Source organism: Stenotrophomonas sp. I18B00994, assembly GCF_014145825.1.
Classification (GTDB): domain Bacteria; phylum Pseudomonadota; class Gammaproteobacteria; order Xanthomonadales; family Xanthomonadaceae; genus Stenotrophomonas; species Stenotrophomonas maltophilia.
The window spans coordinates 126,436-152,604 of the sequence record NZ_JACIUW010000004.1 but is presented as its reverse complement, the minus strand read 5'-3'; the positions used below and the strand labels follow the sequence as shown (position 1 = coordinate 152,604).

Here is a 26,169-nt window from a genome sequence, read left to right as displayed (position 1 = left end):
AGAAGAGCCCCCTTTTGTTAAAGGGGGCGCGCCGACAGCGCGCGGGGATTAAGAAGAATGCGCGCGCAACCCAGCGCGCCAACGGCGGGCTGGGTTGCTAAAGGGGGCGCACCGACAGGTGCGGGGGGATAGGAGGAATGCGCGGACCTGAATCGTTGCGATTTGCGTATCGCCGACAGGCGATACACAAATCGTCAACATTCAGGTATAAGCTGTTCTCCCGATGGAGACAGACACTACACGCTTGGGTCTGATCGAAGCCGGAGCTCCGTTTTCTGCTCCGGGCGCCGAAGCATCGCCCAACGCCACGACGCTGCATCGCCCCGGTTCGGTCCGGCTGCTCTCGCTTGATGCCCACGGACGCGTACTGGACTGGATCACCTGGCAGGATGCGGCGTGCCTCTACGCCCGCGAAGCGGTGGCCTGGACGCTGGGCGATCCCTGCCTGCACATCCACGGCGGCACCAATCGCTTCAGCGGCCTGCAGAGCGGCATGGACCTGCACCCGATCATCGCCGCGCGCGGCCATGCCCGCTCCCGCGCGATCGACCCCACGCCGAACCTGACCAACCCGGCCCTGTTCGCCCGCGACGCCCACCTGTGCATGTACTGCGGCCAGCAGTTCAACCGCCCCACGCTCACCCGCGACCACGTCGTGCCACTGTCCAAGGGCGGCCTGGACTGCTGGGAAAACGTGGTCACCGCCTGTTTCCACTGCAACTCGCGCAAGAGCGACCGCACCCCGCAGCAGGCCGGAATGCCGCTGCTGGCCGTGCCCTACCGGCCCAGCTGGATCGAGCACCTGATCCTGTCCAACCGCAACATCCTGGCCGACCAGATGGCCTTCCTGAAGGCGCAATTGCCCAAGCGGTCGAAACTGAGCACCTGAACGCCTGAAAATGCAACCCTCACCGTCCTGTCACGGACGGCGGCGTTTGCTTGCCCCACCCCCGTTTGAGGGCGAAAATGGGCATTCAGAAAAAGTGCGAACATGATGATCGACTCTGCCCGCTATCCCCGCCTCGCGCGCATCCAGACGCCGGATGACCTGCGCACGTTCGACGAATCCGAACTGAGGGCGGTTGCCGACGAACTGCGCGCCTACCTCATCGAATCGGTGGGCAAGAGCGGTGGCCACTTCGCCGCCGGCCTGGGCGTGATCGAACTCACCGTGGCCCTGCACTACCTGTACCAGACTCCGGTCGACCAGCTGGTCTGGGACGTCGGTCACCAGACCTACCCGCACAAGATCCTGACCGGGCGCCGCGACCAGATCCACACCGTCAAGCAGAAGGACGGCGTCGCGCCATTCCCGAAACGCGAGGAGAGCGAATACGACACCTTTGGCGTCGGCCACTCCTCCACCTCGATCTCGGCGGCACTCGGCATGGCCATTGCCCGCCAGTCCGAAGGCGACGACCGCAAGATCGTGGCGGTGATCGGTGACGGTGCGATGACCGCCGGCATGGCCTTCGAAGCGCTGATGCACGCCGGCGGCATGGACCCGGAACCGAACCTGCTGGTGATCCTCAACGACAACAACATGTCGATCTCCGAGGCGGTCGGCGGCCTGACCAAGATGCTCGGCCGTGCCACCGGCAGCCGCACGCTCAATGCGCTGCGCGAAGGCGGCAAGAAGATCCTCGGTGACAAGAAGAACAACCCGGCGCGTTTCGTGAAGCGCTGGGAAGAACACTGGAAGGGCATGTTCGTGCCGTCCACGATGTTCGAGGAGATGGGCTTCCACTACACCGGCCCGATCGACGGCCACGACATGCCCGCCCTGCTGTCCACGCTGAAGACGCTGCGCGCCTCCAAGGGCCCGAAGCTGCTGCACGTGATGACCACCAAGGGCAAGGGCTACGAGCCGGCCGAAGGCGACCAGATCGGTTACCACGCCGTGGGCCCGTTCGATCCGGACAAGGGCCTGGTGGCCAAGGCCGGTGCCAAGAAGCCGACCTATACCGATGTGTTCAGCGACTGGCTGTGCGATGCCGCCGCCGCCGAGCCCCGCCTGTACGGCATCACCCCGGCGATGCGCGAAGGCTCCGGCCTGGTGCGTTTCAGCAAGGAATACCCGCAGCGCTATTTCGACGTGGCGATTGCCGAGCAGCATGCGGTCACCCTCGCCGCCGGCATGGCCACCCAGGGTGGCAAGCCGGTGGTGGCGATCTACTCGACCTTCCTGCAGCGCGCGTACGACCAGCTGGTACATGACGTGGCGATCCAGGACCTGGACGTGCTGTTCGCGATCGACCGCGCCGGCGTGGTCGGCCCGGACGGTGCGACCCATGCCGGCAACCTCGACCTGAGCTTCCTGCGCTGCGTGCCCAACCTGGTGGTGATGGCACCGTCCAACGAAGCCGAGTGCCGGCAGATGCTCAGCACCGGCCTGCAGCACCCGGGCCCGGCCGCCGTGCGCTACCCGCGCGGCACCGGCACCGGCGTTGAAGCCGGCAGCGACCTGTCCACCCTGCCGATCGGCAAAGGCGAACTGCGCCTGCAGGGCAGCCGCATTGCCCTGCTCGCCTTCGGCAGCACCGTGGCCGCCGCCGAACAGGTTGGCCGCGAACTGGGCCTGAGCGTGGTCAACATGCGTTTCATCAAGCCGCTGGACCGCGAGCTGGTGCTGGCTGTCGCCGCCCAGCACGAGGGCCTGGTGACGATCGAAGACAACGTGGTGGCCGGTGGCGCCGGTTCAGGCGTCGGCGAGCTGCTCAATGCCGAAGGCGTGCTGCGCCCGATCCTGCACCTGGGCCTGCCCGACAGCTACCAGCACCATGCCAGCCGCGAGGACCTGCTGGCCGAAGCAGGCATCGACGCCGCGGGCATCCGTGCGGCCGTGCTCAAGCGTTGGCCGCAGCTGGCCACAGGTACCCCGCCGCTGAGCGCGGCGGGCTGAGGCCGATTGCCACCCAGTGGATCCGCGCATGGCGTGGATCTACCTTGCGTCTGCATCCACGCATGGCGTGGGTCGACCCCGGTTCCGCGGTAGATCCACGCCATGCGTGGATAGCGGGGCCCGGAAACAGGATCTGGCCTGACACCCCCGCCCTCAGCCGTAGCTGACCGCTTCAACGAAGGCGCCGCTGGCTTCCACGCGCACCGCGGCGCGCTGCCCGGTATCGACAAAGTGCAGGCGCGCCAGGGTTTCAGCGAAGTCAAAGGCGCGGGCACCGTCGCGGAAATCGATCGGCTCCGGCCGGTCCGGATGCAGCACGCGCCATTGGCGCTGTTCGCATTGCAGGCGGATCAACATGCGGCTCACTCCTTGAGGCAGCGTATCGACGGTAGCGGGACATTCCTGCCGATCACGGCAGGCATCGTCGCAACAGATCAGGGACACACAGAGATGCCCTGATCGCAGAAGATACGACAGTTCAAAATGTGAGCTGTATCAGATTTTTCTGATTTTAGAGGGGCACGCTCAGTTCACCTGGAACTGTGCCCGGCAGCCGTCGCTGACCCAGATGCCACGACGATCCCAGCCCCAGGTCTGGCCCTCGATGCAGGCACTGCGCGAATCCTGGCGAACCAGGCGCACGCCGCGGCGGATGCGGGCGTCGCAGTACTCCTGGCGGTGCCCATTGGAATGACAGGTGATCACCTCACCGCCGCCCCAACCGTTGCCGTTGCCGTTGCCCCAGCCCCCCCCATTGCCCCAGCCACCGCCACGACGGTACTCGCCGACGAACTCGGCGCGGCAGCCCTGGGTCACCCAGACGCCATAGCGCGACTGGCCCCAGGTCTCACCTTCCACGCACGGCGAGCCGGACAACTGGCGGATCATCCGCGCGCGGCCCTCCAGACGGCACTCGTTGCTACGGTTCTTGATCGACTCGCAGCGCACGATGCCGCTGCCTTCGCGGCCACCGTAGCGGTCATCGTCATAGCCGTAGCCATAGCTCTGCGCCTGGGCGCCACCCGCCGCCGCCAGCATCGGCAGCAGGGTGCAGGGTGCAGGCCAGGGTACGCCAGGTGAGTGCCTTGCCCATCGAGATCTCCAGATGAATACGATGGCGCAAGCATCCGGGATTCCCGGCACGGCGCACAGGGGGGCGCGTGACGCCGGTTTTTCCCCATTCAAACAACGCAACCGTAGCTGACTGCACGCAACGACCGGCGTCAGTCTCCTACGTGCAGGGCATCCACCGCGCTGCCGAGCGCCTCGACCCGCACCGTGCTGCGCTGGCCGGTGCGACGGTGGTGCTCGAGGGCCCGCGCCGCGGCGACATCGAAAGCCTCGGCGCCCCGCGCATATCGGGTTGCGTCATGCACCTGCGGATCCAGCACGGACCAGTGCCGGGCGTTGCGTTGAACGGTAATGACCATGAGGGGCTCCTGTGGATGGAAGGATGCGACGGCAGGCGGACGGTCCACGTGCCGGTACACCTTCAGGCTAGCGATCACCTCAGGGGTGGCCCATCAGATTTGTACGAAAATGCCGCGCCCTCTGGTCAGCCCTTGCCTGCCCTCACATCCCTGAGTCCGTTTAGCCTGTTCATTCCGTGATTCTTGTCACGGAGTCAGCCGGGCTTCACACTACCGTCATCAACAGGGGCCCCTTCCACATGCGCACCTTCTTCTCGCAGCAGCGTTGGACGCTGCTGAAGTTCTATTTCGTGGCCAGCTACCTCGTGCTGATCGAGGAACTGATCCGCGCCGCCATGCACTGAGCGCTTGCTGCAGGGCTATTTGCGACAGACACTGTCGCTTTAGGCACAGAGCCCGCCCGATGAAAGCGCTTCTTCTGATTCCAGCCCTGCTGGTGCTGTCCGCCTGTGCCAACCAGCATCAGGCCGCTGCGCGTGCCGATACGGCGGCCACTTCGCCCGCCACGCCGAAGGTCGGTGGCGACCGCGATGCCCACGGTTGCATCGGTTCGGCCGGCTACCAGTGGTGCGAGCACAGCCAGCGTTGCGAACGTCCGTGGGAACTGGCGCAGGCACAGGGCCTGGCCAACACTGCCGAAGCCATCGATGCCTACTGCGCGAAGCCGGCCAGCCCGGCGCGCAAGTGAGTCGCGCCACCCATGGCTGAGCTGAGTCCGCTCCCCACCCTGGCCCCAGGCCGCTACCGCCACTTCAAGGGCGGCGAGTACGAAGTGCTCGACATCGTCCGCAGCAGCGAGACCCTGCAGCCGATGGTGCTGTACCGCGCGCTGTATGGCGAAGGTGGCCTGTGGGTACGCCCGTACGCCATGTTCGTCGAGCAGGTGCCCGGCGAGCACGGACCGCAACCGCGTTTCGCCCGCGTCGACGCATGAGGGTTCCGCTGCCGGCCATGGCCGGCAGCGCGCGGTAACGCGGCGGGCCTGCGTTACAATCGTACCGTCCAGTCGGTTTCTTCCCGCCATGTCCGCATCCCCCTCCCGTTCGCGCCGCAAGGCGCCCGACAGCGTGCGCCAGTCACTGCTGCAGGCCACCATTGAAGTGATCGGCCGTAACGGCCTGGCCGCGCTGACCGTGCAGGACGTCGCGCAGGCCGCCGGTGTCAGCAAGGGTGCGTTGTTCCATCATTTCAGCAGCAAGCAGGTGCTGGTGGATGAAGCCATCGGAGCGCTGATTGGAGAATTCGAAGCGCGCGTGCGCGCCCTGCTGCAGGAAAACCCCGAAGGCCATGGCCGTTTCAGCCGCGCCTATGTGCAGGCCAACTTCGAGCATCTGCTGCAGCAGGAGCAGGACAACGACATCGGCCTGACCTTGGGCAACCTGATGGAACCGGGCCTGCTTGCGCACTGGCGCAACTGGAAGCGCGCGATGCTGGCCCAGTTCCCTGGCGAAGCCGGCGACCCGCGGCTGTACGCGGCGCGCTGCGCTGCCGATGGCTACTGGGCCACGGCCTACGGGCGTCCGCTGGACGAGGAAGAACGTGCCAATGCATTGGCCATGGCCGAACAGGCCCTGAAACTGTGCGACCCGCAGTGAGCTGGAGCGCTCGATGAATCCCTACCTCTACCTTGCCGCCGCCATCGTGCTGGAAGTGATTGCCACGTCACTGCTGAAGGCATCCGACGGCATGAGCCGGCTGGCGCCGACACTGGGCGCACTGGTCGGCTACGGGCTGTGCTTCTACCTGCTGTCGATGACCATGAAGTCGATCCCGACCGGCATCGCCTACGCAATCTGGTCCGGCGTCGGCATCGTGCTGATCTCACTGATCGGGCTGGTGGTGTTCAAGCAGCGCCTGGATGCACCGGCGTTGATCGGCATCGGCCTGATCTGCGCCGGCGTACTGGTGATCAACCTGTTCTCGCGCAGCAGTGCGCACTGAGCACACTGCTGCGCGATCAACGCTAGCTGACCTTCTTCGCTACGGTCATGCCGAGCAGGAACAGCACCACGGCGATGATGATGCCGGCCCAGAACAGGAACTTGGCGATACCGACCGCGGCACCGGCAATGCCACCGAAGCCGAGCACGCCTGCGATCACACCGATGACGGCGAAGATGATGGCCCACTTGATCATGTCAAACCTTTCCCCGCGGGGACTGCGTACTGGATGGTCAGGCTAGGCCGTGGCCGATGCGGCAATCGTGAACAGGCCGCGTGCGCGGCGTGAATCAGCGCGGACGGAAGCGCAGCAGCGCGACGGCAAACGCCAGGAACACGCTGCCCACCAGGCGCTCGAACCAGCGTCGCGCAAACGGCTTGGCCAACCAGCGGCGAAGGCCATGGCCACCGGCCGCATACATCACGTACCAGAACAGTTCGCACGCGGCGAAGGTGGCCACCAGCACGCTGTACTGCAGCGCCTGGCCGCGTGATGGGTCGACGAACTGCGGCAGGAACGCCGCCGCGAACAGCAGCAGCTTGGGATTGCTCAGGCCCACCAGAAGGCCACCACGGAACACCTTCCACGCGCCCAGCGAGGCCGCAACCGGCGGCGTAGCATCGACCGTCACCGGCGGTGCCGGCCGGCAACTGTCACGCCATGCCTTCAGGCCCAGCCAGGCCAGATAGGCCACGCCCAGATAACGCAGCACCTCGAACAGCATCGGCGAGGAATGCAGCAGCGCACTCAGGCCTGCTGCGGAGGCCACCAGCACCAGCAGCATCGCCAGCAGGCAGCCGGCCATCGCCGGCACACTGCCACGGAACCCCAACCCGACGCTGCGGCCGAGGATATGCAGCATGTTCGGCCCCGGCGTACCGCACAGAACGAACACCGTGGCGAGGAACCACCACCAGGTATGCAGGGCCATAGCGCACATCCACTTCAGAAGATCCAACCAGCATAGAGTGCGCCGGGCCTGCCGCGGCACACACAGCGCAGCATGGATGTGGTGGTTACAGAGGCAGGCTCAGGCCGCGAGTGCGTCGCGCCGTACCAGTACCTGGTCGATCAATCCCCATTCGCATGCCTGCTCGGCACTCATGAAACGATCGCGATCCAGGGTCTGCTCGACCTCCACGACACTGCGTCCGCAATGCTGCGCATACAGCCGGGTGATGCGCTGCTTGGTGCGCTGCATTTCCTCGGCGTGGATGAAGATGTCCGAAGCCTGGCCCTGCACCCCGCCCAGCGGCTGGTGCACATGCAGGCTGGCATTGGCCAACGCCGCACGGTGTCCCGGCTCGCCGGCCATCAGCAGAAAAGAACCCATCGACCGCGCAGTGCCCATGCACAGCGTATGCACCGGGGCCGAGATGTACTGCATGGTGTCGTACATCGCCAGGCCGCTGGAGATCACCCCACCCGGCGAGTTGATGTACAGATGGATCGGCTTCTCCGGGTTTTCCGATTCCAGGAACAGCAGCTGCGCGCAGACCAGCGCCGACACAGTGTCATCGACTTCGCCGTTGAGAAAGATGATGCGCTCACGCAGGAGCCGCGAGTAGATGTCATAGGAGCGCTCACCGCGCTCGCTGCGCTCCACCACCATTGGTACCAGCTGCATTCTGTCCCGCATGTGCCTGCTCCCTGTAGCGTTCGACCCTGGCGCCCGTTCAAGCCGCGCGCATCACCGTGCGATGCTCATCGTTGGCGGCCAACGGCAGCAGCGCGCGCAGGTCGCTGAGCCGATGCACAATGGTCAGCACCGTCCCCCCACCGTCATCCGCGCGCAGCCGGAAACACACCAGGCTGTGCAGATGCGGGGGCTGCGCATCTCGCAGGTGGAACCCCAGCTCCCGCCCCTCCTCGCACAAGCAGGGCTGCGAATCGGCAAGATCGGCCGCAGGCAACCAACGCTCACGCAGCGCAGGGTCGAACAGTGCGCGCCAGACCTGTTCCGGTGGCGCTGGCAGCCACTGCTCCATCACCAACGCAGGAGCCGCTTCGTTCAGAACATCGTCCATCAGTCCATCTCCTTCAGCAGATCCTGCAAGGCATCCATACGCGCGGGCCAGTAGGCCCGGTAGCGCTGCAGCCAGTTGCCGATGTGGGCCAGTCCGCGCGGATCGACCTCGTAGTGGACGAAGCGCCCTTGGCGTTGTTCGCTCACCAGCCCAGCATCGCGCAGCACCGCCAGGTGCTGGGACATCGCAGACTGGCTGATCGCCATGCCCTCGCGCAGCGCGCTGGCATGCTGCCCCCCCTGGGCCAGCTTTTCGAAGATATGGCGCCGGGTGGGGTCGGCCAGCGCCTTGAACAGGGCGTTCTCGATCATGATCAACACATTAGCAAACACTAATGTGTAGTGCAACTCACCCGCTGCCTGTGCTGCAATAGCAACTCCTGGCATGGAGCTGTGCATGAAGACTCTCGGCCTGATCGGCGGCATGAGCTGGGAAAGCTCGGCCCAGTACTACCGGCTCATCAACGAGGAGGTACGGCGGCGGCTCGGCGGTGCGCACTCGGCACAGCTGCTGCTGTGGTCGGTGGATTTCGCCGGCATCAAGCAGCTGCAGCACGAGGGCGACTGGGACACCCTGGGTGACCACATGGTCGATGGCGCGCGGCGCCTGCAGGCGGGCGGCGCCGACCTGCTGCTGATCTGCACCAATACCATGCACAAGCTGACCGATCGCATCGAGGCGGCCTGCACGCTGCCGCTGCTGCATATCGCCGACCCCACCGCCCAGGCCATCGTGCAGGCAGGCGCACGCAAGGTGGGCCTGCTCGGCACCGCCTTCACCATGGAACAGGACTTCTACCGCGGCCGGCTGCAGGATCGCTTCGGACTGGAGGTGCTGGTACCCGAAGCCGATGATCGTCGCAGCGTGCACGACATCATCTACCAGGAGTTGATCGCTGGTGTGGTCAGCGAGCACTCACGGCAGGTCTATGCCGGCGTGATCGCGCGACTGGTGGCGCGCGGTGCCGAAGCAATCATTCTTGGCTGCACCGAGATCATGCTGCTGGTACGTTCGGAGGACAGTGCAGTGCCGCTGTTCGATACCACCGCCCTGCATGCGCGGGCCGCCGTGGACACGGCCCTGGCTTGAATCAATGCGCGCAGGAGCACGGAATCAGTCCGCGCCCTGCACCTCCAGCGCGGTGATCAGCCACTCGACCACCGCCGGTGAATCGCACAGGAAGAAGATGGCGTCACCGGAGCGTGCTTCGGTAAGCAGCCGATAGATCGTGATCGCCACCGCCGACTGGTTGGCGATGAACACTTCCGGGCTGCGCGGCCCTTCACTATGCCCGGCAACAGCATGCAATGCCTTGCGCGCAGCCACAGTGGCAGCCGGGTCCGCGCTGCGGGTCAGTTCCGGCCCGCGCAGCCCCCAGGCAACGAACACATGCTTGCCCTTGAACGTAGTGTCCAGGACCCGCACCTCGGCGCCACCTGCGTCGGCCGAGCGATGAATGACGGTACTGCTGATCAACGCAACCCCCTGTGGTCGTCGTGGTCCGCGCATCCTCCTCCACAGGCCGCCCGCACACCAGTGACGGCAGCCACAGGCTGCGCCGACAGGCGTGGAAGACATGTAAGAAGGTGTAAACCGATGCGATCGGATGTGCAGCGATGATACGGGATGTAAGCCTCTGCATGGGCTGGTGCGCACTACTAAATCCCTCCTGAGCCGCTTCCGGAACGATGCGTTCCGACGGCCCCGTGCTGGGTCATTCTTGCCGCCCGAATCCCCGCCCGAGGCTCCCCCATGACCCTTCGCCCGCTGCTGCCGATCACCGGCGCCGCCCTTGCCCTGCTGCTGGCCGCCACCGCCGTGGCCGCCCAGGACTACGACACTGATCACATTCCAGCGCTGCGCTGCGAATCCCAGTTCAACAAGACCGAGCAATGCCCCATCGAGGGACCGATGCGCCTGGCCAGGCAGCTGTCGGTGACCCGTTGCGTGGAAGACCAGAACTGGGGCCAGAGCCGGCGCATGCTGTGGGTGACCGACGGCTGCCGCGCCGAGTTCGTTGCCGACGAACACGGCCGCTGGCCGGGACGTGGCCGCAGCCGTGATCGCGACAACGAGGGCGAACGCCTGGTCTGCGAGTCCTACGAGAACAAGGACAAGGAGTGCCGGATTCGCGTGCGCCATGAGGTACGGCTGGTCAGGCAGAAATCGGTGACAGCCTGCATCGAGGACCGCAACTGGGGCTGGGACCGCCGTGGGGTGTGGGTCAGCGACGGCTGCCGTGCCGAGTTCCGGGTGTATTGACTGCCGGCCGCGCGCTGGCTGCATCGAGCAGGCGTGCGTGCCAGGCGGCGTCGATAGACTATGGCCTGCACGGCAGGGAGCACGACATGGAACGATGGTATCTGGCGACGCTGCTGGCGTTGATCCTGCATCAGATCGACGCTGCATTCTGGCAGGAATGGGCCATGTTCCATGTCCCCGGTGGCATCCAGGGCTTCCTGCTGTTCAACCTGTTCGCAGTCGGCGCCGTGCTTTGGGGTTATCGCCAGATCGTGCTGGGCACATCCACGGCGCGCAGCTATGCACTGGCTTGCGGGGGCTCGGCATTGGCACGGCACTGATCCATCTGGCCTTTGCCCTGTTCGGTCGCAGTGAATTCCACCTGCCGCTGTCGATTGCCGTCCTGCTCGCCGGCTTTGTGCCGGGTGGCGGCCTGTTGCTGAAGCTGCGCCCGCGATGAACCGGACGTCCTCTTCTCCGCACCTGCGCGACGGCATTCCGCAGGACGCAGATGCCTTGATCGCGCTCGACAGCGTGACAGCCACTGATCCACGGCGGATCATGCAGATTGCCGACTGGCTGGCGCACGGCGTCGTGCAGGTCGCCGAGCAGGACGGCAAGATCGTCGGCTACCTGGTCATCCATCACCACTTCTTTGGCGAAGCCTTCATTGAAATGTTGAGGGTGGCGCGCGAACAGCGCAGCCAGGGCATCGGCGCCATCCTGCTGCGGCACGCGATCACGTGGCGCGTTGGCGGCAAGCTGTTCACCTCGACCAATGCCTCCAACACGGGCATGCAACGCCTGCTCGCTGCCGCCGGCTTCGTGGGCAGCGGCATCGTGCATGGCCTGGATGAAGGCGATCCGGAACTCATCTACCGCTTCGCGGAAGACTGATCAGCATCTACAGAACGCACAAAAAAGCCCGCGCATTGCTGCGCAGGCTCCTTGATTCATCACAGTGGTCGGGACGGCCGGATTCGAACCGACGACCCTCTGCCCCCCAGGCAGATGCGCTACCAGGCTGCGCTACGCCCCGACTGATGCTGCGATGTGCCCGCCAGTGCGGCGGGCCGTGAAGTATAGCGGATTACGATGGAAATGGGATCAGCGGCGCAACAACTGCAGCACTTCTTCCAGCTCCATGCGCACCTGCTTGATGATCTGGTTGCTCAGCGCCGATTCCTCGCGGGCATCGGGGCCATCCAGGCGCAGGCGTGCACCACCGATGGTGTAGCCCTGTTCGTACAGCAGGCTGCGGATCTGCCGCACCATCAGCACGTCATGGCGCTGGTAGTAGCGGCGATTGCCTCGGCGCTTGGCCGGCTCAAGGCTGGGAAACTCGGTTTCCCAGTAGCGCAGGACGTGCGGCTTGACGTCGCACAGCTCGCTGACCTCACCAATGGTGAAGTAGCGCTTGGCCGGGATCGGCGGTAGTTCGCGGTTACTGCCCGGATCCAGCATAAGCCTCCACCCTCTCCTTGAGCTTCTGGCCCGGACGGAAGGTGACCACCGTACGGGCGGAAATCGGAATTTCCTCGCCGGTCTTGGGGTTGCGACCCGGGCGCTGGTTCTTGCGCCGCAGATCGAAATTACCGAAGCCCGACAGCTTCACCTGACGTCCCTGTTCCAATGCTTCACGCAGCACATCGAAAAACGCGTCGACGAATTCCTTGGCTTCACGCTTGTTCAGACCGACTTCGTCGAACAGCTTTTCCGCCATCTCCGCCTTGGTCAATGCCATTGCCTGCTACCCCCGAGTGCTGCCCGCTCAGCCGCGGATCCGGGCGTGGTGTTCACGCTCGATGGCAGTGACCGCCTCGGCCACCACCGCATCCACGTCGCGGTCCGTCAGAGTGCGCGACTTGTCCTGCAAAATCAAGCCCATAGCGAGACTCTTGAAGCCCGGCTCGACGCCCTGGCCAACATAGCGGTCGAACAGGTTCAGGTCGCGCAGCAGCGGGCCGGCGGCCTGGCGGACGGTCGCCGCCAGGTCGGCCCAGGCCACCTGCTCAGGCACCAGGAACGCCAGGTCGCGGCGCACCGCCGGGAAGCGCGACAGCTCGCCGGCACGCGGCAGGCGACGGGCGGTCAGCGGCTCCAGGTCCAGCTCGAAGGCGTACACGTCGGCTTCGATCTCCATCGCCCGCGCCAGGCGCGGATGGATCTGGCCGATCCAGCCGATGGCCACGCCATCGCGGAACACCTCGGCCGAACGCGCCGGGTGGCCGTAGGCGCGGGCCGACGGACGGAACTCCAGCTGCGCGCCACTGGCAGCCGCCAGCGATTCCAGGTCGCCCTTCAGGTCATGGAAATCGACCTTGCGGGTCGGCAGGCCCCACTGCACCGCCTGCGCCTCACCGCAGACCGCAGCGGCCACGCGCGGGGTTTCCAGCGGCGCCGGTTGGCCGTCTCCGCTCTGCTGGGCAAACACACGGCCGATCTCGAACAGGCGCACGCGGCCCAGCTGGCGCGCGGCATTGCGGCCAAGCGTGGCGACCAGGCCCGGCAGCAGCGACGGACGCATCACCGCCAGTTCCGCCGACAGCGGGTTGGCCAGCGGCACCAGACCGTCGCGCAGCTGCCACTGGGTCAGCAGCGCGTCGTCGACGAAGGCGAAGTTGACGGTTTCCTGCTGGTCACGGGCGATCAGCTGGCGGCGCACGCTCAGCGCGTCCAGCTGGGTCTCGCTCGGCATCGCCACGCGTGAGGCACCGCCCGGCAGCGTGGTCGGGATCTGCTCGTAACCGTGGATGCGGGCCAGCTCTTCGATCAGGTCTTCTTCGATGGCGATGTCGAAGCGGCGGCTCGGCGCCGTGACCTGCCAGCCCTCGGCGGTGGCAACCACGTCCATGCCAAGCGCGCGCAGGATGCGCTCGACTTCGGCATCGTCGATGCTGATGCCGAGCACGCGGGTGATGCGGGCGCGGCGCAGCACGATGGTCGCCGGCTGCGGCAGATCGGCTTCACGCACGGCCTCGGTGACCGGTGCCGGGGTACCGCCGGCCAGGTCCAGCACCAGGCGGGTGGCGTACTCGATCGCGGTGCGCGGCAGCGCCGGATCGACGCCGCGCTCGAAGCGATGGCCGGCATCGGTGTGCAGGCCCAGCTTGCGGCCACGGCCCATGATCGCGGCCGGCGCGAAGTGCGCGGCTTCCAGGAACACGGCGGTGGTCGCGTCGGTGACGCGGGTGTCGAAGCCGCCCATCAGGCCGGCCAGGCCGACCGCACGGTCAGCATCGGTGACCACGAGGAAGCTGTCGTCCAGCGCAGCATCGCGGCCGTCCAGCAGCTTCAGCGTCTCGCCCGCGCGCGAACGGCGCACGGCGATGCTGCCCTGCAGGGTGCCCAGGTCGTACGCGTGCATCGGCTGGCCCAGCTCCAGCATCACGTACTGGGTGATGTCGACCAGCAGCGAGACCGGACGCACGCCGCTGCGGCGCAGGCGCTCGGCCATCCACAGCGGGGTCCTGGCGGCAGCATTGACGCCTTCGATGACACGGCCCAGGTAACGCGGCGCTTCGGCGCCGGCGTCGAGCTGGATGCTCAACTCACGGCTGCCGACTGCCGGAATGGCGTCGGCAGCGAAGTCCAACACTTCACTGCGGGTGGCCGCAGCGACGTCGTAGGCGATGCCGCGCAGGCTGAAGCAGTCGGCGCGGTTCGGGGTCAGCTTGATCTCGATGCTGGCGTCCGGCAGGCCCAGGTACTCGACCAGGGTCTGGCCGATCGGGGCATCGTCCGGCAGTTCCAGCAGGCCGGACGCATCGCTGTCCAGGCCCAGCTCCTTGGCCGAGCACAGCATGCCGTTGGACTCGACGCCACGCAGCTTGGCCGGTTTGATCTTCAGCTCGCCGATCTGCGCACCAACCATCGCCAGCGGCGCGACCAGGCCCGGGCGTGCGTTCGGTGCGCCACACACGATCTGCAGCAGTTCGCCCTGCCCGGCATCGACCCTGCACACCTGCAGGCGGTCGGCTTCCGGATGGCGCACGGCTTCAACGATGCGTGCCACGACCACGTGATCGAGGCCTTCGCCAAGCGCGGTTACTTCTTCCACTTCCAGGCCGATGGCGGTCAGCACCGCGCTCAGCTCATCGCGCGAGGCGGAGGTCGGGACGTGGCTGCGCAGCCAGTTTTCGGAGAATTTCATGGTGTCACCCTGGTGGGAGGCGTGCCTCCCGTTGCGGTTTTTGGGGTCGCCCAGCGCATGCGCAAGCAGGCGTCCATCCAGAAAGCAGCCGAGCAGGGCTCGGCTCTACACGGTTGCGGCTTACGCGAACTGCTTCAGGAACCGCACATCGTTCTCGAAGAACGCGCGCAGGTCGTTGACGCCGTAGCGCAGCATCGCGAAACGCTCCACGCCCATGCCGAAGGCGAAGCCGGTGTAGCGCTCCGGATCGATGCCGACATTGCGCAGCACGTTCGGATGGACCATGCCGCAGCCGAGCACTTCCAGCCAGCGGGTGCTGCCATCGGGCTGCTGCCAGGCGATGTCCACTTCCGCGCCCGGTTCAACGAACGGGAAATAGCTGGGACGGAAACGCATCTCGAAGTCGCGCTCGAAGAACGCGCGCACGAACTCGGCCAACGTGCCCTTCAGGTCGGCGAAGGTCGAATGCTCGTCCACCAGCAGGCCTTCCACCTGGTGGAACATCGGCGAGTGGGTCTGGTCGCTGTCGCTGCGGTAGACCTTGCCGGCGGCGATCATGCGCAGCGGCGGCGCGTGGTCGCCCATGTAGCGCACCTGCACACCGGAGGTATGCGTACGCAGGAGGCGGCCGTCGCCGAAGTAGAAGGTGTCATGCATGGCGCGCGCCGGGTGGTGCGGCGGGAAGTTCAGCGCCTCGAAGTTATGCCAGTCGTCCTCGATCTCCGGCCCTTCCGACAGCTCGTAGCCCAGCCGGCCGAAGATGCCGGTGATGCGCTCCAGGGTGCGGGTGATCGGGTGCAGGCCGGCACGGTCGCCATTGCGGCCCGGCAGGGTGATGTCGATGGCTTCGGCGGCCAGGCGCGCATCCAGTGCCGCGTCTTCCAGCAGCGCCTTGCGCTCGCCCAGCGCGCGGGTCAGCACGTCGCGGGCCTGGTTGATCGCTTCACCGGCGGCCTTGCGCTCGTCGGCCGGCAGGGCACCGAGCTGCTTGAGCTGCGAGGTGATGCTGCCGCTCTTGCCAAGCAGGGCCACGCGCAGCTGCTCCAGCACGTCGGGGCTCTGTGCGGCGGCCACATCGGCCAGCGCCTGGGTGGTGAGGGATTGGATGTCGCTCATGGGGGGCTGGAACTCCAGTCGATCTGCCATCGCGATGCGCGAAGGGCCGACCCCTGTCGCCACCGCCGTCCCCGCGCTGCCGTCGTGGCCTCGCCGGGACCCAAAAAAGAATGGGGAAGGACTTGCGCCCTTCCCCATGCATTGCCTTGACCTGACACCGTCCGAGTGAACGGTTACGGCATCGGGAAGGACTTATGCCGCCAGCGCGCCCTTGGCCTTTTCGGCCAGCGCAGCAAAACCGGCTGCGTCGTGCACGGCGATGTCAGCCAGGACCTTGCGATCCAGGGTGATGCCGGCCTTCAGCAGACCGTTCATGAAGCGGCTGTAGCTCAGGCCGTTGATGCGGGCAGCCGCATTGATACGGGTGATCCACAGCGAACGGAAGTTGCGCTTCTTCTGCTTACGGCCGATGTAGGCGTACTGCTGTGCCTTGATGACCGCCTGCTTGGCGACGCGGAAGACCTTGCGGCGGGCGTTGTAATAGCCCTTGGCGAGATCCAGGATTTTCTTGTGGCGGCGACGCGCCTGTACGCCACGCTTAACTCGTGCCATTTTTCAGTTCCTCAGAGGTAAGGGAGCATGCGGTCCAGACGGCCTGCGTCTTCTGCACGGACATGGCCCGTCTGACGCAGATTACGCTTACGCTTGGTCGCTTTCTTCGTGAGGATGTGGCTACGGTTGGCGTGGCCGCACTTGTACTTGCCCGAGGCGGTCTTGCGGAAACGCTTGGCCGCTGCCCGGTTGGTCTTGATCTTGGGCATTGCAATGTCCTTGATGGGATATGACCCTGGTTTCTGACTGATCTGGCGGCGGCCTGGGCCGCTCTTTCCGTCCTGCCATGATCGGCGTACGACCCGTCCTGGGTGGGTCGAGCCGGGCATGATACAGGCAAAACCGCCCTGCCACCAGCCCCTGCAACCCTTTACCGGCGATTCACCGGCGTCCTGCAAAAGCAAAGGGACGCCAGCGGCGTCCCCTTACCTGAACCCTTCAGCCAGGCGCCCCGGAAGGCGGCCCGTCAGGCCTCAGGTCTTCTTCTTCGGCGCGATCATCATGACCATCTGACGCCCTTCCAGGCGCGGACGGGATTCAATGACGATGTCCTCGCCCAGATCGGTCTCGATCCGGTTGGCCATTTCGCGGCCCAGTTCCTGGTGGCTCATTTCACGGCCACGGAAACGGATGTTGACCTTGATCTTGTCACCATCTTCGAGGAACCCGCGCATCTTGCGCAGCTTGATCTGGTAGTCGCCCTCGTCCGTGACCGGACGGAACTTCACTTCCTTGATCTCGACCTGCTTGGTCTTCTTCTTGGCCTCGCTGGCCTTCTTCTGCGCTTCGAACTTGAACTTGCCGAAGTCCATGATCTTGCAGACCGGCGGATCGGCCTGCGGCTGGATCTCGACCAGGTCCAGGCCTTCATCTTCGGCCATGGACAGCGCTTCGTCGCGCGACAACACGCCGATCATTTCTCCGTCACTGCCGATCACGCGGACGCGCGGCACACGGATTTCCTGATTCTTGCGGTTCTGTTTGTTGTCAGGGGTGCTGATATTACGTTCTCCCAAGGGTATCGAACCGGTCCGGGTGCCTGTGCGCCCGGACCGGACCTTTGCTTACGCGCCCTCGGCGTGGAGCCGCTCGATGAAGGCCTGCAGGCTCATGCTGCCCAGGTCTTCGCCAGAACGCGTACGCACCGCCACAGCCCCATTTTCCTTCTCGCGGTCACCGATGACCAGCAGGTAGGGCACGCGCTGCAACGTATGCTCGCGGATTTTATAGCCGATCTTCTCGTTACGCAAATCCGAGCTGACGCGGAAGCCTTGCTCCGCAAGGGTTTTGGTCACGCCCGAGACGTAGTCGGCCTGGGCGTCGGTGATGTTGGCCACCACCACCTGGGTCGGCGCCAGCCAGGCCGGGAACTGACCGGCATGGTGCTCGATCAGGATGCCCAGGAAGCGCTCCATCGAGCCGACGATGGCGCGGTGCAGCATGACCGGGTGCTTCTTCTGGCTGTTCTCGTCCACGTACTCGGCGCCCAGGCGGCCCGGCATCATGAAGTCCACCTGCATGGTGCCCAGCTGCCAGGTACGGCCGATGGCATCCTTCAGGTGGTACTCGATCTTCGGGCCGTAGAAGGCGCCCTCGCCCGGCAGCTCCTGCCATTCCACGCCACAGGCGGTCAGCGCCGAGCGCAGCGCGCCTTCGGCCTTGTCCCAGGTGGCGTCGTCACCCAAGCGCGATTCCGGGCGCAGCGCGATCTTGATCTGGATCTCGTCGAAACCGAAGTGCTGGTAGACCGCCAGCGCCTGCTGGTGGAAGGCAGTCACTTCCGACTCGATCTGGTTTTCCGTGCAGAACACGTGGCCGTCGTCCTGGGTGAAGCCACGCACGCGCAGGATGCCGTGCAGCGCGCCGGACGGCTCGTTGCGATGGCAGGAACCGAACTCACCATAGCGGATCGGCAGGTCGCGGTAGCTGTGCAGGCCCTGGTTGAACACCTGGATGTGGCCCGGGCAGTTCATCGGCTTGACCGCGTATGTGCGCTTCTCCGATTCGGTGAAGAACATGTTGTCCTGGTAGTTGTCCCAGTGACCGGACTTCTTCCACAGGCTCACGTCCAGGATCTGCGGGCAGCGCACTTCGCCATAGCCGCTGTTGCGGTAGACCTTGCGCATGTACTGCTCGACCACCTGCCACAGCGCCCAGCCCTTCGGGTGCCAGAACACCAGGCCCGGTGCTTCTTCCTGCAGGTGGAACAGGTCCTGCTGCTTGCCGATGCGGCGGTGGTCGCGCATTTCAGCTTCTTCGATGCGCTTGATGTACGCCTCGAGCTGCTTCTTGTCGGCCCAGGCGGTGCCGTAGATGCGCTGCAGCTGCTCGTTCTGCGCGTCGCCGCGCCAGTAGGCGCCGGAGATGCGGGTCAGCTTGAAGGCCTTCAGGAAGCGCGTGTTCGGCACGTGCGGGCCCCGGCACATGTCCACGTATTCCTGGTGGTAGTACATGCCCATCGCCTGGATGTCGTCGGACATGTCTTCGATCAGGCGCAGCTTGTAGTCCTCGCCACGGGCCTTGAAGATCTCGATCACCTCGGCGCGCGGCGTCATCTTCTTGATGACGTCGTAGTCCTGGGCGATCAGTTCACCCATGCGCTTCTCGATCGCGGCCATGTCGTCCGGCGTGAACGGGCGCTCGGAATAGATGTCGTAGTAGAAGCCCTCGGCGATCACCGGGCCGATCACCATCTTCACGTCCGGGTAGAGCTGCTTGACGGCGTGGCCGACCAGGTGGGCGCAGGAGTGGCGGATGATCTCCACGCCCTCCTCGTCCTTGGCGGTGATGATGCGCAGGCTGGCATCGTGGTCGATGACGTCGCTGGCATCGACCAGCACGCCATCGACGGAACCGGCGATGGTGGCCTTGGCCAGGCCGGCACCGATCGACTGGGCGACGTCCATGACGCTGACGGGATTTTCGAACTCGCGGCGGCTGCCGTCGGGAAGGGTAATGTTGATCATCGCAGTGGCTTCGTGCGGGGCCCGCGGGGCGGGCTGGAAAGCGTTCCCGGGCCGCGGCCCGGGCAATAAAAAAGCGCCGCGAGGGCGCCTGGAACACAGGGCCTTCGGGGGCAGGTCAACAGTGGGCGGTGGTAGTGCTCATGTCGCACGCTCGGCCGGCGCTGGGCGCGGGCCACCTTGTTCCAGTCAGGAGTCTGCGACGATCTTAAACCAGCGCACCGGAAAGCCCAAGGGCTGCCGTGCGGTCCGCTGAATGGCCGGCGCTGGCGGCGTGAAAACGCAATGATTACCATGTCCGCGCAGCCCGCCCCGTGCCAGCCTGCCCGCTTCCCCCCAGGACCTCGTGATGCGCCACCCGCTCCGACCGGCTCCCGCCGGCCCCGCCCGTGCCCCGCGTTCGCCGGCCCACTGCCGCGGCGCCCGCCCGCAATGATCACCGTCGGCCTTTCCACCCTGGGCTTCTGCAGCCTGGGCATGCTGGCAGCGATGTTTTCGGCACTGGCCTTCTACGCCGCCTCGCCGCACTGCCGTTGGCCCCGCCTGCGCCGCGCCGGTCGCCTCGGCCGCCAGATCGGCCTGGTCGCCGCCGCTGCTGCCCTGTGGTTGTGGATGGCCGAACTCGGCTTCGCTGCCGGTCTGGTGGCGATGCTGTGCACCTGGATGCTCGCCGCGATGCTGCTGCCGGCGCTGGCCGCCTGGCATCGCCCGGGCACGGAGTCGCCGTGATGTGGTCGCGCGCCATCGCCGGCATCATCGCTGGCTTCCTGCTTGCGGCCGCCGCCACCGGCCTGCTGGCCTGGCTGCCGCCCGGCCCGTGGCAGCGCGCACTGGTGCCGACCCTGATCGCCTTCATCCCGTTATGGATGCTGGCCGCCCTGTGGGCGTTCAGCTTCCGCAGCGCACTGCGCGCCTGGCTGGTGCTGGGTGGCAGCGCCGCGGCCGGCTTCGCCGTGCTCGGGCTGCTGCGCCTGACCGGCGCGGTGCAATGAGAGCTCCCCCATGAAGTTCAGTTCGCAGACGCTGCGCACGTTCACCACCCTGCACACCTGGGTCGGCCTGGTCGCCGGCTTCGGCCTTTTCGTGGCCTTCTATGCGGGTGCGCTGACCCTGTTCCATCACGACCTGCCACTGTGGCAGACCCCGGGAGCCGCCACCGCACTGCCCGCCGGGCTGGACGATGCGCAGTACCTGCTGGAAGACGTGCTGGCTGCGCATCCGGAGGCACGCCGCCACGTCGGCATGACCTTCCCCGGCGCCGAACACCCGCAGCCGCTTGCATACTGGCAGGCCGATGACGGCAGCTGGCGCTATGCCTGGCCCGGCCAGATCGCCGGCAGCCCCTCGCCGCCGCAGACCGGACTGGCAGAACTGGTCAACGAACTGCACTACAGCCTCGGCCTGCCGGTGGCCGGCATCTATGTGATGGGCATCGTCAGCCTGCTGTATGGCATGGCGCTGCTGAGCGGCCTGGTGATCCACCTGCCGAGGCTGTTCGGCGACCTGTTCGCGCTGCGCCCGGGCCGCAACCTGAAGCAGCTGTGGCAGGACGCGCACAACGTGATCGGCGTGCTCAGCCTGCCTTTCCACCTGATGTTCGCGGTCACTGGTGCCCTGCTCTGCCTGGTGTTCGTGCAGATGGCCCTGCTCAACCCGTTGATCTACGACGGCAAGGCGCTGCAGGCGGTGCCGACGGCGATGGACACCGCGCCCGTGCGCGATGCCAGTGGCATTCCGGCACCGCCGGGCAGCCTGCGCGTGCTGCATGCGCGCGCGCTTGAAGTCGCCCGCGCACAGGGCGTGGCCAACTTCGAGCCGGCCTACCTGAAGCTGGCCAATGCCGGCGATGCCAATGCCACCATCGAGATCACCGGCGAATCCACCGGCACGCTCGGCCCGCTTGGCGCGGTGGCGCTGGACGTGGCCACCGGCGACGTTCTGGCCTCGCAGCTGCCGGGCCAGCGCGACGCCAACCACGCCACGCTCAGCGCCGCCTACGCGCTGCACTTCGGCGAATTCGGCAACGGCGTGGTGGTCTGGCTGTACTTCCTGCTCGGCCTTGGCGGTGCGTTCCTGTTCTATTCGGGCAACCTGCTGTGGATCGAGTCGCGGCGCAAGCGTCGCCAGCCGCAGCAGCCGCGCGCCGGGGTGAACATGGCGCGGGCGACGGTCGGCGTGTGCATCGGCCTGTGCGTGGCGATCTCGGTCGCGTTCGTCACCGCGCTGGTGCTGGAGCGGCTGGCGCCGACGGCGGTCGATCGCGGCATCCGCTGGGCCTGCTTCGGCAGTTGGGCGGCCTGTGCGCTGTGGGCCGCGCTGCGACGCCCGGCGCAGGCCGCACGCGAGTTGCTGTGGGCGGCGGCGATCAGTACCGCGCTGGTACCGGTGCTGCACGGCGCACTCAATGGTGACTGGCTCTGGCGCGCCGCCGCGCGTGGCCACTGGCCGCTGTTCTGGGTCGACGCCATCGCGCTGGCCATGGCCTTCGGCTTCGCCCGCCTGGCAGTGGCCAGCCAGCGCCGCGCCCGCAACGGCGATCCCAACAGCGTCTGGGCCAACTGAGCCTTCGCCGGGCATGCCCCGGCGCTAACTACCATTGCGCGCAACGCCCCCTGTAGCGTCGAGCTTGCTCGACAGCTGTTGATTTCGCGCCAAGCACCGTCGAGCAAGCTCGACGCTACCCAAGCAGGATCATGCCTCGCCGGGGTAACGACTCACTTCGATCAGGTTGCCATCCGGGTCGCGGAAGTACACTGATTCGATCGGTCCCAGCGCACCGGTACGCGCGACCGGCCCCTCCTCCACCACAATGGCCTGCGCCTGCAGGTGTGCCAGCACATCGACCATCACTGTGCGCGTGACCAGGCACAGATCGGCACTCCCCGGCGTGGGTCGCAGCGCATGCGGCTGCAGTGGCGCACTGGCCGCATGCAGATTGATCTTCTGCTGGCCGAACTGCAACGCGGTACGACCCGCGCCGAAGCGCACGACCTGCATGCCGAGCACGCGCTGGTAGAAATCACAGCTGCGGTCGATGTCGGCGACGGTGAGGACCAGGTGGTCCAGGCGTTCAAGATGGATCATGCCCGCAGCGTAACGCTGCGGGCGTGGCGATGCTGTGCGGGGTTGGGCCAGTGGCATTGCGGCATTGCGCCGGGCATCGCCTGATGCAGCTCAATCGCCGATGCGCGCCTTCTGCCAGGGGCCCAGCATGGCGTTGAGCAGGCTGGCCTGTTCGTCGTCGCCGGTCAGCTCCCACATGAACACCCCGGCCAGGCCCTGCTCACGGGCGAACTGCGCACGCAGGCCGATCGAGCGCGGGTCTTCATAGCTGATGAAGATCTTCTGCCCGGCGCTGTACAGCCACGGGCTCTGCGCCTGCGGCTGCCAGTGTTTCGTCCAACCCGGCTGATCGAGATAGCGCGCCTTGATCACCCGCCAGTCGCCGGCATCGGCCGGCGCACTGTAGGACTGGTACAGCCCATCCGCTGCATCGCCGGTGACCTTGAAGCCGCGCCCGTAGAAGGGTACGCCCAGCACCAGCTTCTCGGCCGGCACGCCGTGCTCGCGGTAGTACTGCACCGCGCCGGCCACGTTGTTCCAGCGCCGCAGCTCCGGGGCCAGCGGATCGGCCGGCACTTCATGCAGCGGCGCATTGAAGGTCGACACCGCCGAGAAACCGGTGCCCATGTCGTAGCTCATCAGGTTGATGAAATCGAACACCCTGGCCAGCGCCGGCAGGTCGTAGCTCGCCGCTGGATCATAGGGACCGTCGGTCTGCAGGCGGCCGGCGGCCAACGCGGCGGTCAGCAGCATCGGCTGGCCCACCTTGCGACCGCGTGCATCGAGTGCCTGGCGGAAGGACTGCGCAAGCCGGGTCAGGTTGGCGCGATCCTGCGGGCGATGCGCCAGCTCCTTCGGTCCGCCACTGACCGGGAATTCCCAGTCGATGTCCACGCCATCGAAGCTGCCGGCGTGGCGTTCGAAGAACAGCGCCATGCACGAATCGACCAGGCGCCTGCGGCTGGCCTCGGTCAGCGCTGCATCGGAGAATCCACCCGCGCCCCAGCCACCGATCGAAATCAGCGTGCGCAGGTGCGGATGCGCCTTCTTGAGTTCGGCCAGTGCGGCGAAATTCTTCGGCGCTTCCGCACCGACCGTGCAGCGGCCGTCCTCGATGGTGGAGAACGCGTAGAACAGGTGGGTCAGGCGCTCGGCCGGAATGCTCGACACCGGATAGCGCTCGGCCGAGCCGCCGGGGTAGTAGGCACCGAAGATCGGCGGCTGTGCGGGCGCGGCATGCAAGGCAATGGGCAGGGTGCCGGCAATCAGCACGGCAAGGACGGCCACGGTCTGGCGGAACATGGGATCTCCCGGTTCGAAGGCGCAGCCACGTTAGCAAACGGATGGAGCTGCGGGATGGTTGTCGCGGCATGTCGTCCAGTGGACAGGTGCGATCCGCGCAACCGCGACAGAACGATGGCTGCGTAGCGCCTCTCGTGCACCGCGGCAGGACATGCAACGACCTGGGTGCGCGGTTCTTCATAACAGCGAGGCAAAGAAAAAGCGGGCCGAAGCCCGCTTTTTCAATTCAGCGATTCCAGAAGCGTGTCAACCAAGGTTGACACCTACCGTAATTGACCGGAGGTCGATTACTCGGCGCTGGCGGCGCCGCCTTCTTCCACGGCCTTCATCGACAGGCGGATACGGCCCTGCTTGTCGACTTCCAGCACCTTGACCTTGACCACATCGCCTTCCTTCAGCACGTCGCCGACCTTCTCGACGCGATCGCTGGAGATCTGCGACACGTGGACCAGACCGTCCTTGCCCGGCAGGATGGTGACGAACGCACCGAAGTCCATGATCTTGGCGACCTTGCCTTCATAGATGCGGCCCGGTTCGACGTCCGAGGTGATCTGCTCGATGCGGGCCTTGGCGGCCTGCGCAGCGATGGCGTTGACCGAAGCGATGACGATGGTGCCGTCGTCCTGGATGTCGATCTGGGTGCCGGTTTCCTTGGTGATGGCCTGGATGGTCGAACCACCCTTGCCGATCACTTCGCGGATCTTGTCCGGGTGGATCTTGATGGTCAGCAGGCGCGGCGCGTAGTCCGACAGCTCTTCACGCGGAGCGGTCAGGCCGTGGGCCATTTCGCCCAGGATGTGCAGACGGCCAGCCTTGGCCTGCTGCAGGGCCTGCTTCATGATCTCTTCGGTGATGCCTTCGATCTTGATGTCCATCTGCAGGGCGGAAATGCCCTCAGCGGTACCGGCGACCTTGAAGTCCATGTCGCCCAGGTGATCTTCGTCACCCAGGATGTCGGACAGGACGACGAAGCGCTCGCCTTCCTTGACCAGACCCATGGCGATACCGGCCACCGGAGCCTTCACCGGCACGCCGGCGTCCATCAGGGCCAGCGACGAGCCGCAGACCGAGGCCATCGACGAGGAACCGTTCGACTCGGTGATTTCCGAGACGACGCGGATGGTGTACGGGAAGGCTTCCAGCGACGGCATGACAGCCAGCACGCCGCGCTTGGCCAGGCGACCGTGGCCGATTTCGCGGCGCTTCGGGCCCATCATGCGACCGCACTCACCCACCGAGAACGGGGGGAAGTTGTAGTGGAACAGGAAGTTTTCCTTGTACTCACCGGCAACGGCGTCGATGACCTGGCCGTCACGGGCGGTGCCCAGGGTGATGGTCACGATGGCCTGGGTTTCGCCACGGGTGAACAACGAGGAACCGTGGGTACGCGGCAGCACACCGGTCTTCACGGCGATCGGGCGGACGGTGTCCAGCGCACGGCCGTCGATACGGACCTTGGTGTCCAGCACCGAGTCACGCATGGTGCGGTATTCCAGCTCGCCGAATTCCTTCGACAGCTCGGCCGGGTTCCAGCCTTCGGCGGCCACGCGGCCAGCCAGGGTTTCGAACACGTCCTTCTTGATTGCCGAGATGGCGTCGCGGCGCTGCAGCTTGTCACGCACCTGGAAGGCTTCGCCCAGGCGCGGGCCGATGGCTTCCTTCAGGGCGGAGATCAGCGCGTCGTTCTTGGCCGGGGCTTCCCAGGTCGACGGCTTGGTGCCGGCTTCGACGGTCAGCTCGTTGATCGCGTTGATGACCTTCTGCATTTCGCGGTGACCGAAGGTCACGGCGCCCAGCATCACTTCTTCGGACAGCAGCGCGGCTTCGGATTCAACCATCAGCACGGCGTTGGAGGTACCGGCGACGACCAGTTCCAGCTGCGAGTCAGCCAGTTCGCTGACGGTCGGGTTCAGGATGTACTCGCCGTTCTTGTAACCGACCTTGGCAGCGCCGATCGGACCCATGAACGGGGTGCCGGCCAGGGCCAGGGCAGCGGAGGCACCGATCAGGGCCGGGATGTCGCCGTCCACGTCCGGGTTCAACGACATGACCGTGGCGATGATCTGCACTTCGTTCTTGTAGTCTTCCGGGAACAGCGGACGGATCGGACGGTCGATCAGACGCGAGATCAGGGTTTCCTTCTCGGTCGCACGGCCTTCACGCTTGAAGAAACCACCCGGGATACGGCCGCCGGCGTAGAACTTTTCCTGATAATCGACGGTCAGCGGGAAGAAGTCCTGGCCTTCGCGCGCGCTCTTGGCGGCGACGGCGGTGACCAGCAGTACGGTGTCGTCCATCTTGACGATGACGGCGCCGCTGGCCTGACGGGCGACTTCGCCGGTCTCAAGCGTGACGGTGTGCTTGCCGTACTGGAAGGTTTTGGTGATTTTTGCCACGGAGGGTGTCCTTGGGGATGCTGTCTGCGAATTTGGACCGTCGGCGACCCTTGCCGCCAGCGGGTGGCCGGATCGTTCCGGC

General features: G+C 66.0%; 33 protein-coding genes, 1 tRNA gene and 1 pseudogene. 14 read left to right on the top strand and 21 right to left on the bottom strand.

Translation table 11 applies throughout. The features are described 5' to 3' along the window. Window positions 1-223: 223 nt before the first annotated feature. A complete protein-coding gene (locus tag H4O10_RS06055) occupies window positions 224-889 on the top strand; it encodes an HNH endonuclease (RefSeq protein ID WP_005410414.1) in 666 nt (221 codons plus the stop codon). 105 nt (window positions 890-994) lie between these two features. Next, the gene (gene dxs, locus H4O10_RS06050) at window positions 995-2,902 is read left to right on the top strand and encodes a 1-deoxy-D-xylulose-5-phosphate synthase (protein ID WP_049452581.1); all 1,908 of its coding nucleotides are present in this window, start codon (window positions 995-997) and stop codon (window positions 2,900-2,902) included. A 153-nt stretch (window positions 2,903-3,055) separates the two neighbouring features. Here dxs and H4O10_RS06045 read toward each other — a convergent pair whose 3' ends face one another. The 3 genes and pseudogenes from H4O10_RS06045 to H4O10_RS06035 all read right to left on the bottom strand — a co-directional run bounded on the left by H4O10_RS06045 (window position 3,056) and on the right by H4O10_RS06035 (window position 4,332). Further along, window positions 3,056-3,259, bottom strand: coding sequence for a hypothetical protein (locus H4O10_RS06045; protein ID WP_005410416.1), 204 nt, complete (start codon window positions 3,257-3,259; stop codon window positions 3,056-3,058). Window positions 3,260-3,427: 168 nt separating this feature from the next. Continuing rightward, window positions 3,428-3,995, bottom strand: a pseudogene (locus H4O10_RS06040) (DUF3011 domain-containing protein). Between the two features lie 130 nt (window positions 3,996-4,125). After that, entirely contained in the window at window positions 4,126-4,332 is a 207-nt protein-coding gene (locus tag H4O10_RS06035) for a hypothetical protein (RefSeq protein WP_005410418.1), read from the bottom strand. Between the two features lie 403 nt (window positions 4,333-4,735). Between H4O10_RS06035 and H4O10_RS06030 the strand changes: the two genes are divergently transcribed. From H4O10_RS06030 to H4O10_RS06015, 4 genes are all read left to right on the top strand, one after another. Continuing rightward, window positions 4,736-5,020 (top strand): hypothetical protein, encoded by a 285-nt coding sequence (locus H4O10_RS06030; RefSeq protein ID WP_005410420.1) that lies wholly within the window; start codon window positions 4,736-4,738, stop codon window positions 5,018-5,020. 12 nt (window positions 5,021-5,032) lie between these two features. After that, complete coding sequence (locus H4O10_RS06025) at window positions 5,033-5,266, top strand: DUF1653 domain-containing protein (RefSeq protein ID WP_005410421.1); 234 nt, start codon at window positions 5,033-5,035, stop codon at window positions 5,264-5,266. 88 nt (window positions 5,267-5,354) lie between these two features. Continuing rightward, on the top strand, window positions 5,355-5,927 hold the full coding sequence (locus H4O10_RS06020; protein WP_049452580.1) for a TetR/AcrR family transcriptional regulator: 573 nt from the start codon (window positions 5,355-5,357) through the stop codon (window positions 5,925-5,927). A 13-nt stretch (window positions 5,928-5,940) separates the two neighbouring features. After that, entirely contained in the window at window positions 5,941-6,273 is a 333-nt protein-coding gene (locus H4O10_RS06015; RefSeq protein WP_005410423.1) for an SMR family transporter, read from the top strand. A 22-nt stretch (window positions 6,274-6,295) separates the two neighbouring features. On the opposite strand, the gene H4O10_RS06010 is transcribed toward H4O10_RS06015, so the two are convergent. The 5 genes from H4O10_RS06010 to H4O10_RS05990 all read right to left on the bottom strand — a co-directional run bounded on the left by H4O10_RS06010 (window position 6,296) and on the right by H4O10_RS05990 (window position 8,612). Then, window positions 6,296-6,469, bottom strand: coding sequence for a DUF1328 domain-containing protein (locus H4O10_RS06010; protein WP_005410424.1), 174 nt, complete (start codon window positions 6,467-6,469; stop codon window positions 6,296-6,298). Window positions 6,470-6,563: 94 nt separating this feature from the next. Then, entirely contained in the window at window positions 6,564-7,205 is a 642-nt protein-coding gene (locus H4O10_RS06005) for a LysE family translocator (RefSeq protein ID WP_049402321.1), read from the bottom strand. 99 nt (window positions 7,206-7,304) lie between these two features. Then, window positions 7,305-7,913, bottom strand: a complete 609-nt coding sequence (locus H4O10_RS06000; RefSeq protein ID WP_033833232.1) for an ATP-dependent Clp protease proteolytic subunit — start codon at window positions 7,911-7,913, stop codon at window positions 7,305-7,307. A gap of 37 nt (window positions 7,914-7,950) precedes the next feature. Then, window positions 7,951-8,301, bottom strand: coding sequence for a polyketide cyclase (locus H4O10_RS05995; RefSeq protein ID WP_033833233.1), 351 nt, complete (start codon window positions 8,299-8,301; stop codon window positions 7,951-7,953). Beyond that, window positions 8,301-8,612, bottom strand: a complete 312-nt coding sequence (locus H4O10_RS05990) for a metalloregulator ArsR/SmtB family transcription factor (protein WP_033833241.1) — start codon at window positions 8,610-8,612, stop codon at window positions 8,301-8,303. Before H4O10_RS05990 ends, H4O10_RS05995 begins: the two co-directional genes overlap by 1 nt. A gap of 85 nt (window positions 8,613-8,697) precedes the next feature. On the opposite strand from H4O10_RS05990, the gene H4O10_RS05985 reads away from it, so the two are divergent. Continuing rightward, window positions 8,698-9,390, top strand: coding sequence for an aspartate/glutamate racemase family protein (locus tag H4O10_RS05985; RefSeq protein ID WP_049452540.1), 693 nt, complete (start codon window positions 8,698-8,700; stop codon window positions 9,388-9,390). Window positions 9,391-9,414: 24 nt separating this feature from the next. On the opposite strand, the gene H4O10_RS05980 is transcribed toward H4O10_RS05985, so the two are convergent. Beyond that, on the bottom strand, window positions 9,415-9,810 hold the full coding sequence (locus H4O10_RS05980; protein WP_033833235.1) for a hypothetical protein: 396 nt from the start codon (window positions 9,808-9,810) through the stop codon (window positions 9,415-9,417). A gap of 243 nt (window positions 9,811-10,053) precedes the next feature. Here H4O10_RS05980 and H4O10_RS05975 point away from each other — a divergent pair, with 243 nt between their 5' ends. The 4 genes from H4O10_RS05975 to H4O10_RS05965 all read left to right on the top strand — a co-directional run bounded on the left by H4O10_RS05975 (window position 10,054) and on the right by H4O10_RS05965 (window position 11,439). Continuing rightward, window positions 10,054-10,563: a DUF3011 domain-containing protein gene (locus H4O10_RS05975; protein ID WP_005410428.1), complete on the top strand. Its 510-nt coding sequence runs from the start codon at window positions 10,054-10,056 to the stop codon at window positions 10,561-10,563. An 86-nt stretch (window positions 10,564-10,649) separates the two neighbouring features. Further along, complete coding sequence (locus H4O10_RS05970) at window positions 10,650-10,883, top strand: DUF6713 family protein (RefSeq protein ID WP_239667791.1); 234 nt, start codon at window positions 10,650-10,652, stop codon at window positions 10,881-10,883. Continuing rightward, entirely contained in the window at window positions 10,796-11,002 is a 207-nt protein-coding gene (locus H4O10_RS22390) for a DUF6713 family protein (RefSeq protein WP_310734133.1), read from the top strand. Before H4O10_RS05970 ends, H4O10_RS22390 begins: the two co-directional genes overlap by 88 nt. Continuing rightward, on the top strand, window positions 10,999-11,439 hold the full coding sequence (locus H4O10_RS05965; RefSeq protein WP_049452539.1) for a GNAT family N-acetyltransferase: 441 nt from the start codon (window positions 10,999-11,001) through the stop codon (window positions 11,437-11,439). Before H4O10_RS22390 ends, H4O10_RS05965 begins: the two co-directional genes overlap by 4 nt. Before the next feature lie 65 nt (window positions 11,440-11,504). Here the strand turns inward: H4O10_RS05965 and H4O10_RS05960 are convergent. The 9 genes from H4O10_RS05960 to thrS form a co-directional block, all read right to left on the bottom strand. Beyond that, window positions 11,505-11,581 (bottom strand) — tRNA-Pro (locus tag H4O10_RS05960). Between the two features lie 68 nt (window positions 11,582-11,649). Continuing rightward, window positions 11,650-12,006: a MerR family transcriptional regulator gene (locus tag H4O10_RS05955; protein ID WP_005410431.1), complete on the bottom strand. Its 357-nt coding sequence runs from the start codon at window positions 12,004-12,006 to the stop codon at window positions 11,650-11,652. Then, window positions 11,987-12,286: an integration host factor subunit alpha gene (locus tag H4O10_RS05950; RefSeq protein WP_005410432.1), complete on the bottom strand. Its 300-nt coding sequence runs from the start codon at window positions 12,284-12,286 to the stop codon at window positions 11,987-11,989. Before H4O10_RS05950 ends, H4O10_RS05955 begins: the two co-directional genes overlap by 20 nt. Window positions 12,287-12,313: 27 nt before the next feature. Then, window positions 12,314-14,695 (bottom strand): phenylalanine--tRNA ligase subunit beta, encoded by a 2,382-nt coding sequence (gene pheT, locus H4O10_RS05945; RefSeq protein ID WP_005410433.1) that lies wholly within the window; start codon window positions 14,693-14,695, stop codon window positions 12,314-12,316. Between the two features lie 120 nt (window positions 14,696-14,815). Further along, window positions 14,816-15,811 (bottom strand): phenylalanine--tRNA ligase subunit alpha, encoded by a 996-nt coding sequence (locus H4O10_RS05940; protein ID WP_005410434.1) that lies wholly within the window; start codon window positions 15,809-15,811, stop codon window positions 14,816-14,818. 192 nt (window positions 15,812-16,003) lie between these two features. Further along, window positions 16,004-16,363 (bottom strand): 50S ribosomal protein L20, encoded by a 360-nt coding sequence (rplT, locus tag H4O10_RS05935; protein ID WP_005410435.1) that lies wholly within the window; start codon window positions 16,361-16,363, stop codon window positions 16,004-16,006. A gap of 11 nt (window positions 16,364-16,374) precedes the next feature. Next, entirely contained in the window at window positions 16,375-16,572 is a 198-nt protein-coding gene (gene rpmI, locus H4O10_RS05930) for a 50S ribosomal protein L35 (RefSeq protein ID WP_005410436.1), read from the bottom strand. Between the two features lie 264 nt (window positions 16,573-16,836). After that, window positions 16,837-17,364 carry a translation initiation factor IF-3 gene (infC, locus tag H4O10_RS05925; RefSeq protein WP_074725076.1) on the bottom strand — a complete coding sequence of 176 codons (528 nt, stop codon included), beginning with the start codon at window positions 17,362-17,364 and terminating at the stop codon, window positions 16,837-16,839. 63 nt (window positions 17,365-17,427) lie between these two features. Beyond that, entirely contained in the window at window positions 17,428-19,329 is a 1,902-nt protein-coding gene (gene thrS, locus H4O10_RS05920; RefSeq protein WP_049452538.1) for a threonine--tRNA ligase, read from the bottom strand. A 429-nt stretch (window positions 19,330-19,758) separates the two neighbouring features. Between thrS and H4O10_RS05915 the strand changes: the two genes are divergently transcribed. The 3 genes from H4O10_RS05915 to H4O10_RS05905 are packed head-to-tail and all read left to right on the top strand — an operon-like array spanning window position 19,759 to window position 21,888. After that, complete coding sequence (locus tag H4O10_RS05915; protein WP_005410439.1) at window positions 19,759-20,055, top strand: hypothetical protein; 297 nt, start codon at window positions 19,759-19,761, stop codon at window positions 20,053-20,055. Further along, window positions 20,055-20,318, top strand: a complete 264-nt coding sequence (locus H4O10_RS05910) for a hypothetical protein (protein WP_049452537.1) — start codon at window positions 20,055-20,057, stop codon at window positions 20,316-20,318. The genes H4O10_RS05915 and H4O10_RS05910 overlap by 1 nt, the downstream gene beginning before the upstream one ends. Window positions 20,319-20,328: 10 nt before the next feature. After that, window positions 20,329-21,888, top strand: coding sequence for a PepSY-associated TM helix domain-containing protein (locus H4O10_RS05905; protein ID WP_049452536.1), 1,560 nt, complete (start codon window positions 20,329-20,331; stop codon window positions 21,886-21,888). Window positions 21,889-22,017: 129 nt separating this feature from the next. Here H4O10_RS05905 and H4O10_RS05900 read toward each other — a convergent pair whose 3' ends face one another. The 3 genes from H4O10_RS05900 to pnp form a co-directional block, all read right to left on the bottom strand. Then, window positions 22,018-22,407, bottom strand: coding sequence for a VOC family protein (locus tag H4O10_RS05900; RefSeq protein ID WP_343123212.1), 390 nt, complete (start codon window positions 22,405-22,407; stop codon window positions 22,018-22,020). Window positions 22,408-22,500: 93 nt separating this feature from the next. After that, window positions 22,501-23,691: a glycoside hydrolase family 18 protein gene (locus tag H4O10_RS05895; RefSeq protein WP_049452534.1), complete on the bottom strand. Its 1,191-nt coding sequence runs from the start codon at window positions 23,689-23,691 to the stop codon at window positions 22,501-22,503. 287 nt (window positions 23,692-23,978) lie between these two features. Then, window positions 23,979-26,087, bottom strand: a complete 2,109-nt coding sequence (pnp, locus tag H4O10_RS05890) for a polyribonucleotide nucleotidyltransferase (RefSeq protein ID WP_033835143.1) — start codon at window positions 26,085-26,087, stop codon at window positions 23,979-23,981. Window positions 26,088-26,169 lie beyond the last annotated feature (82 nt).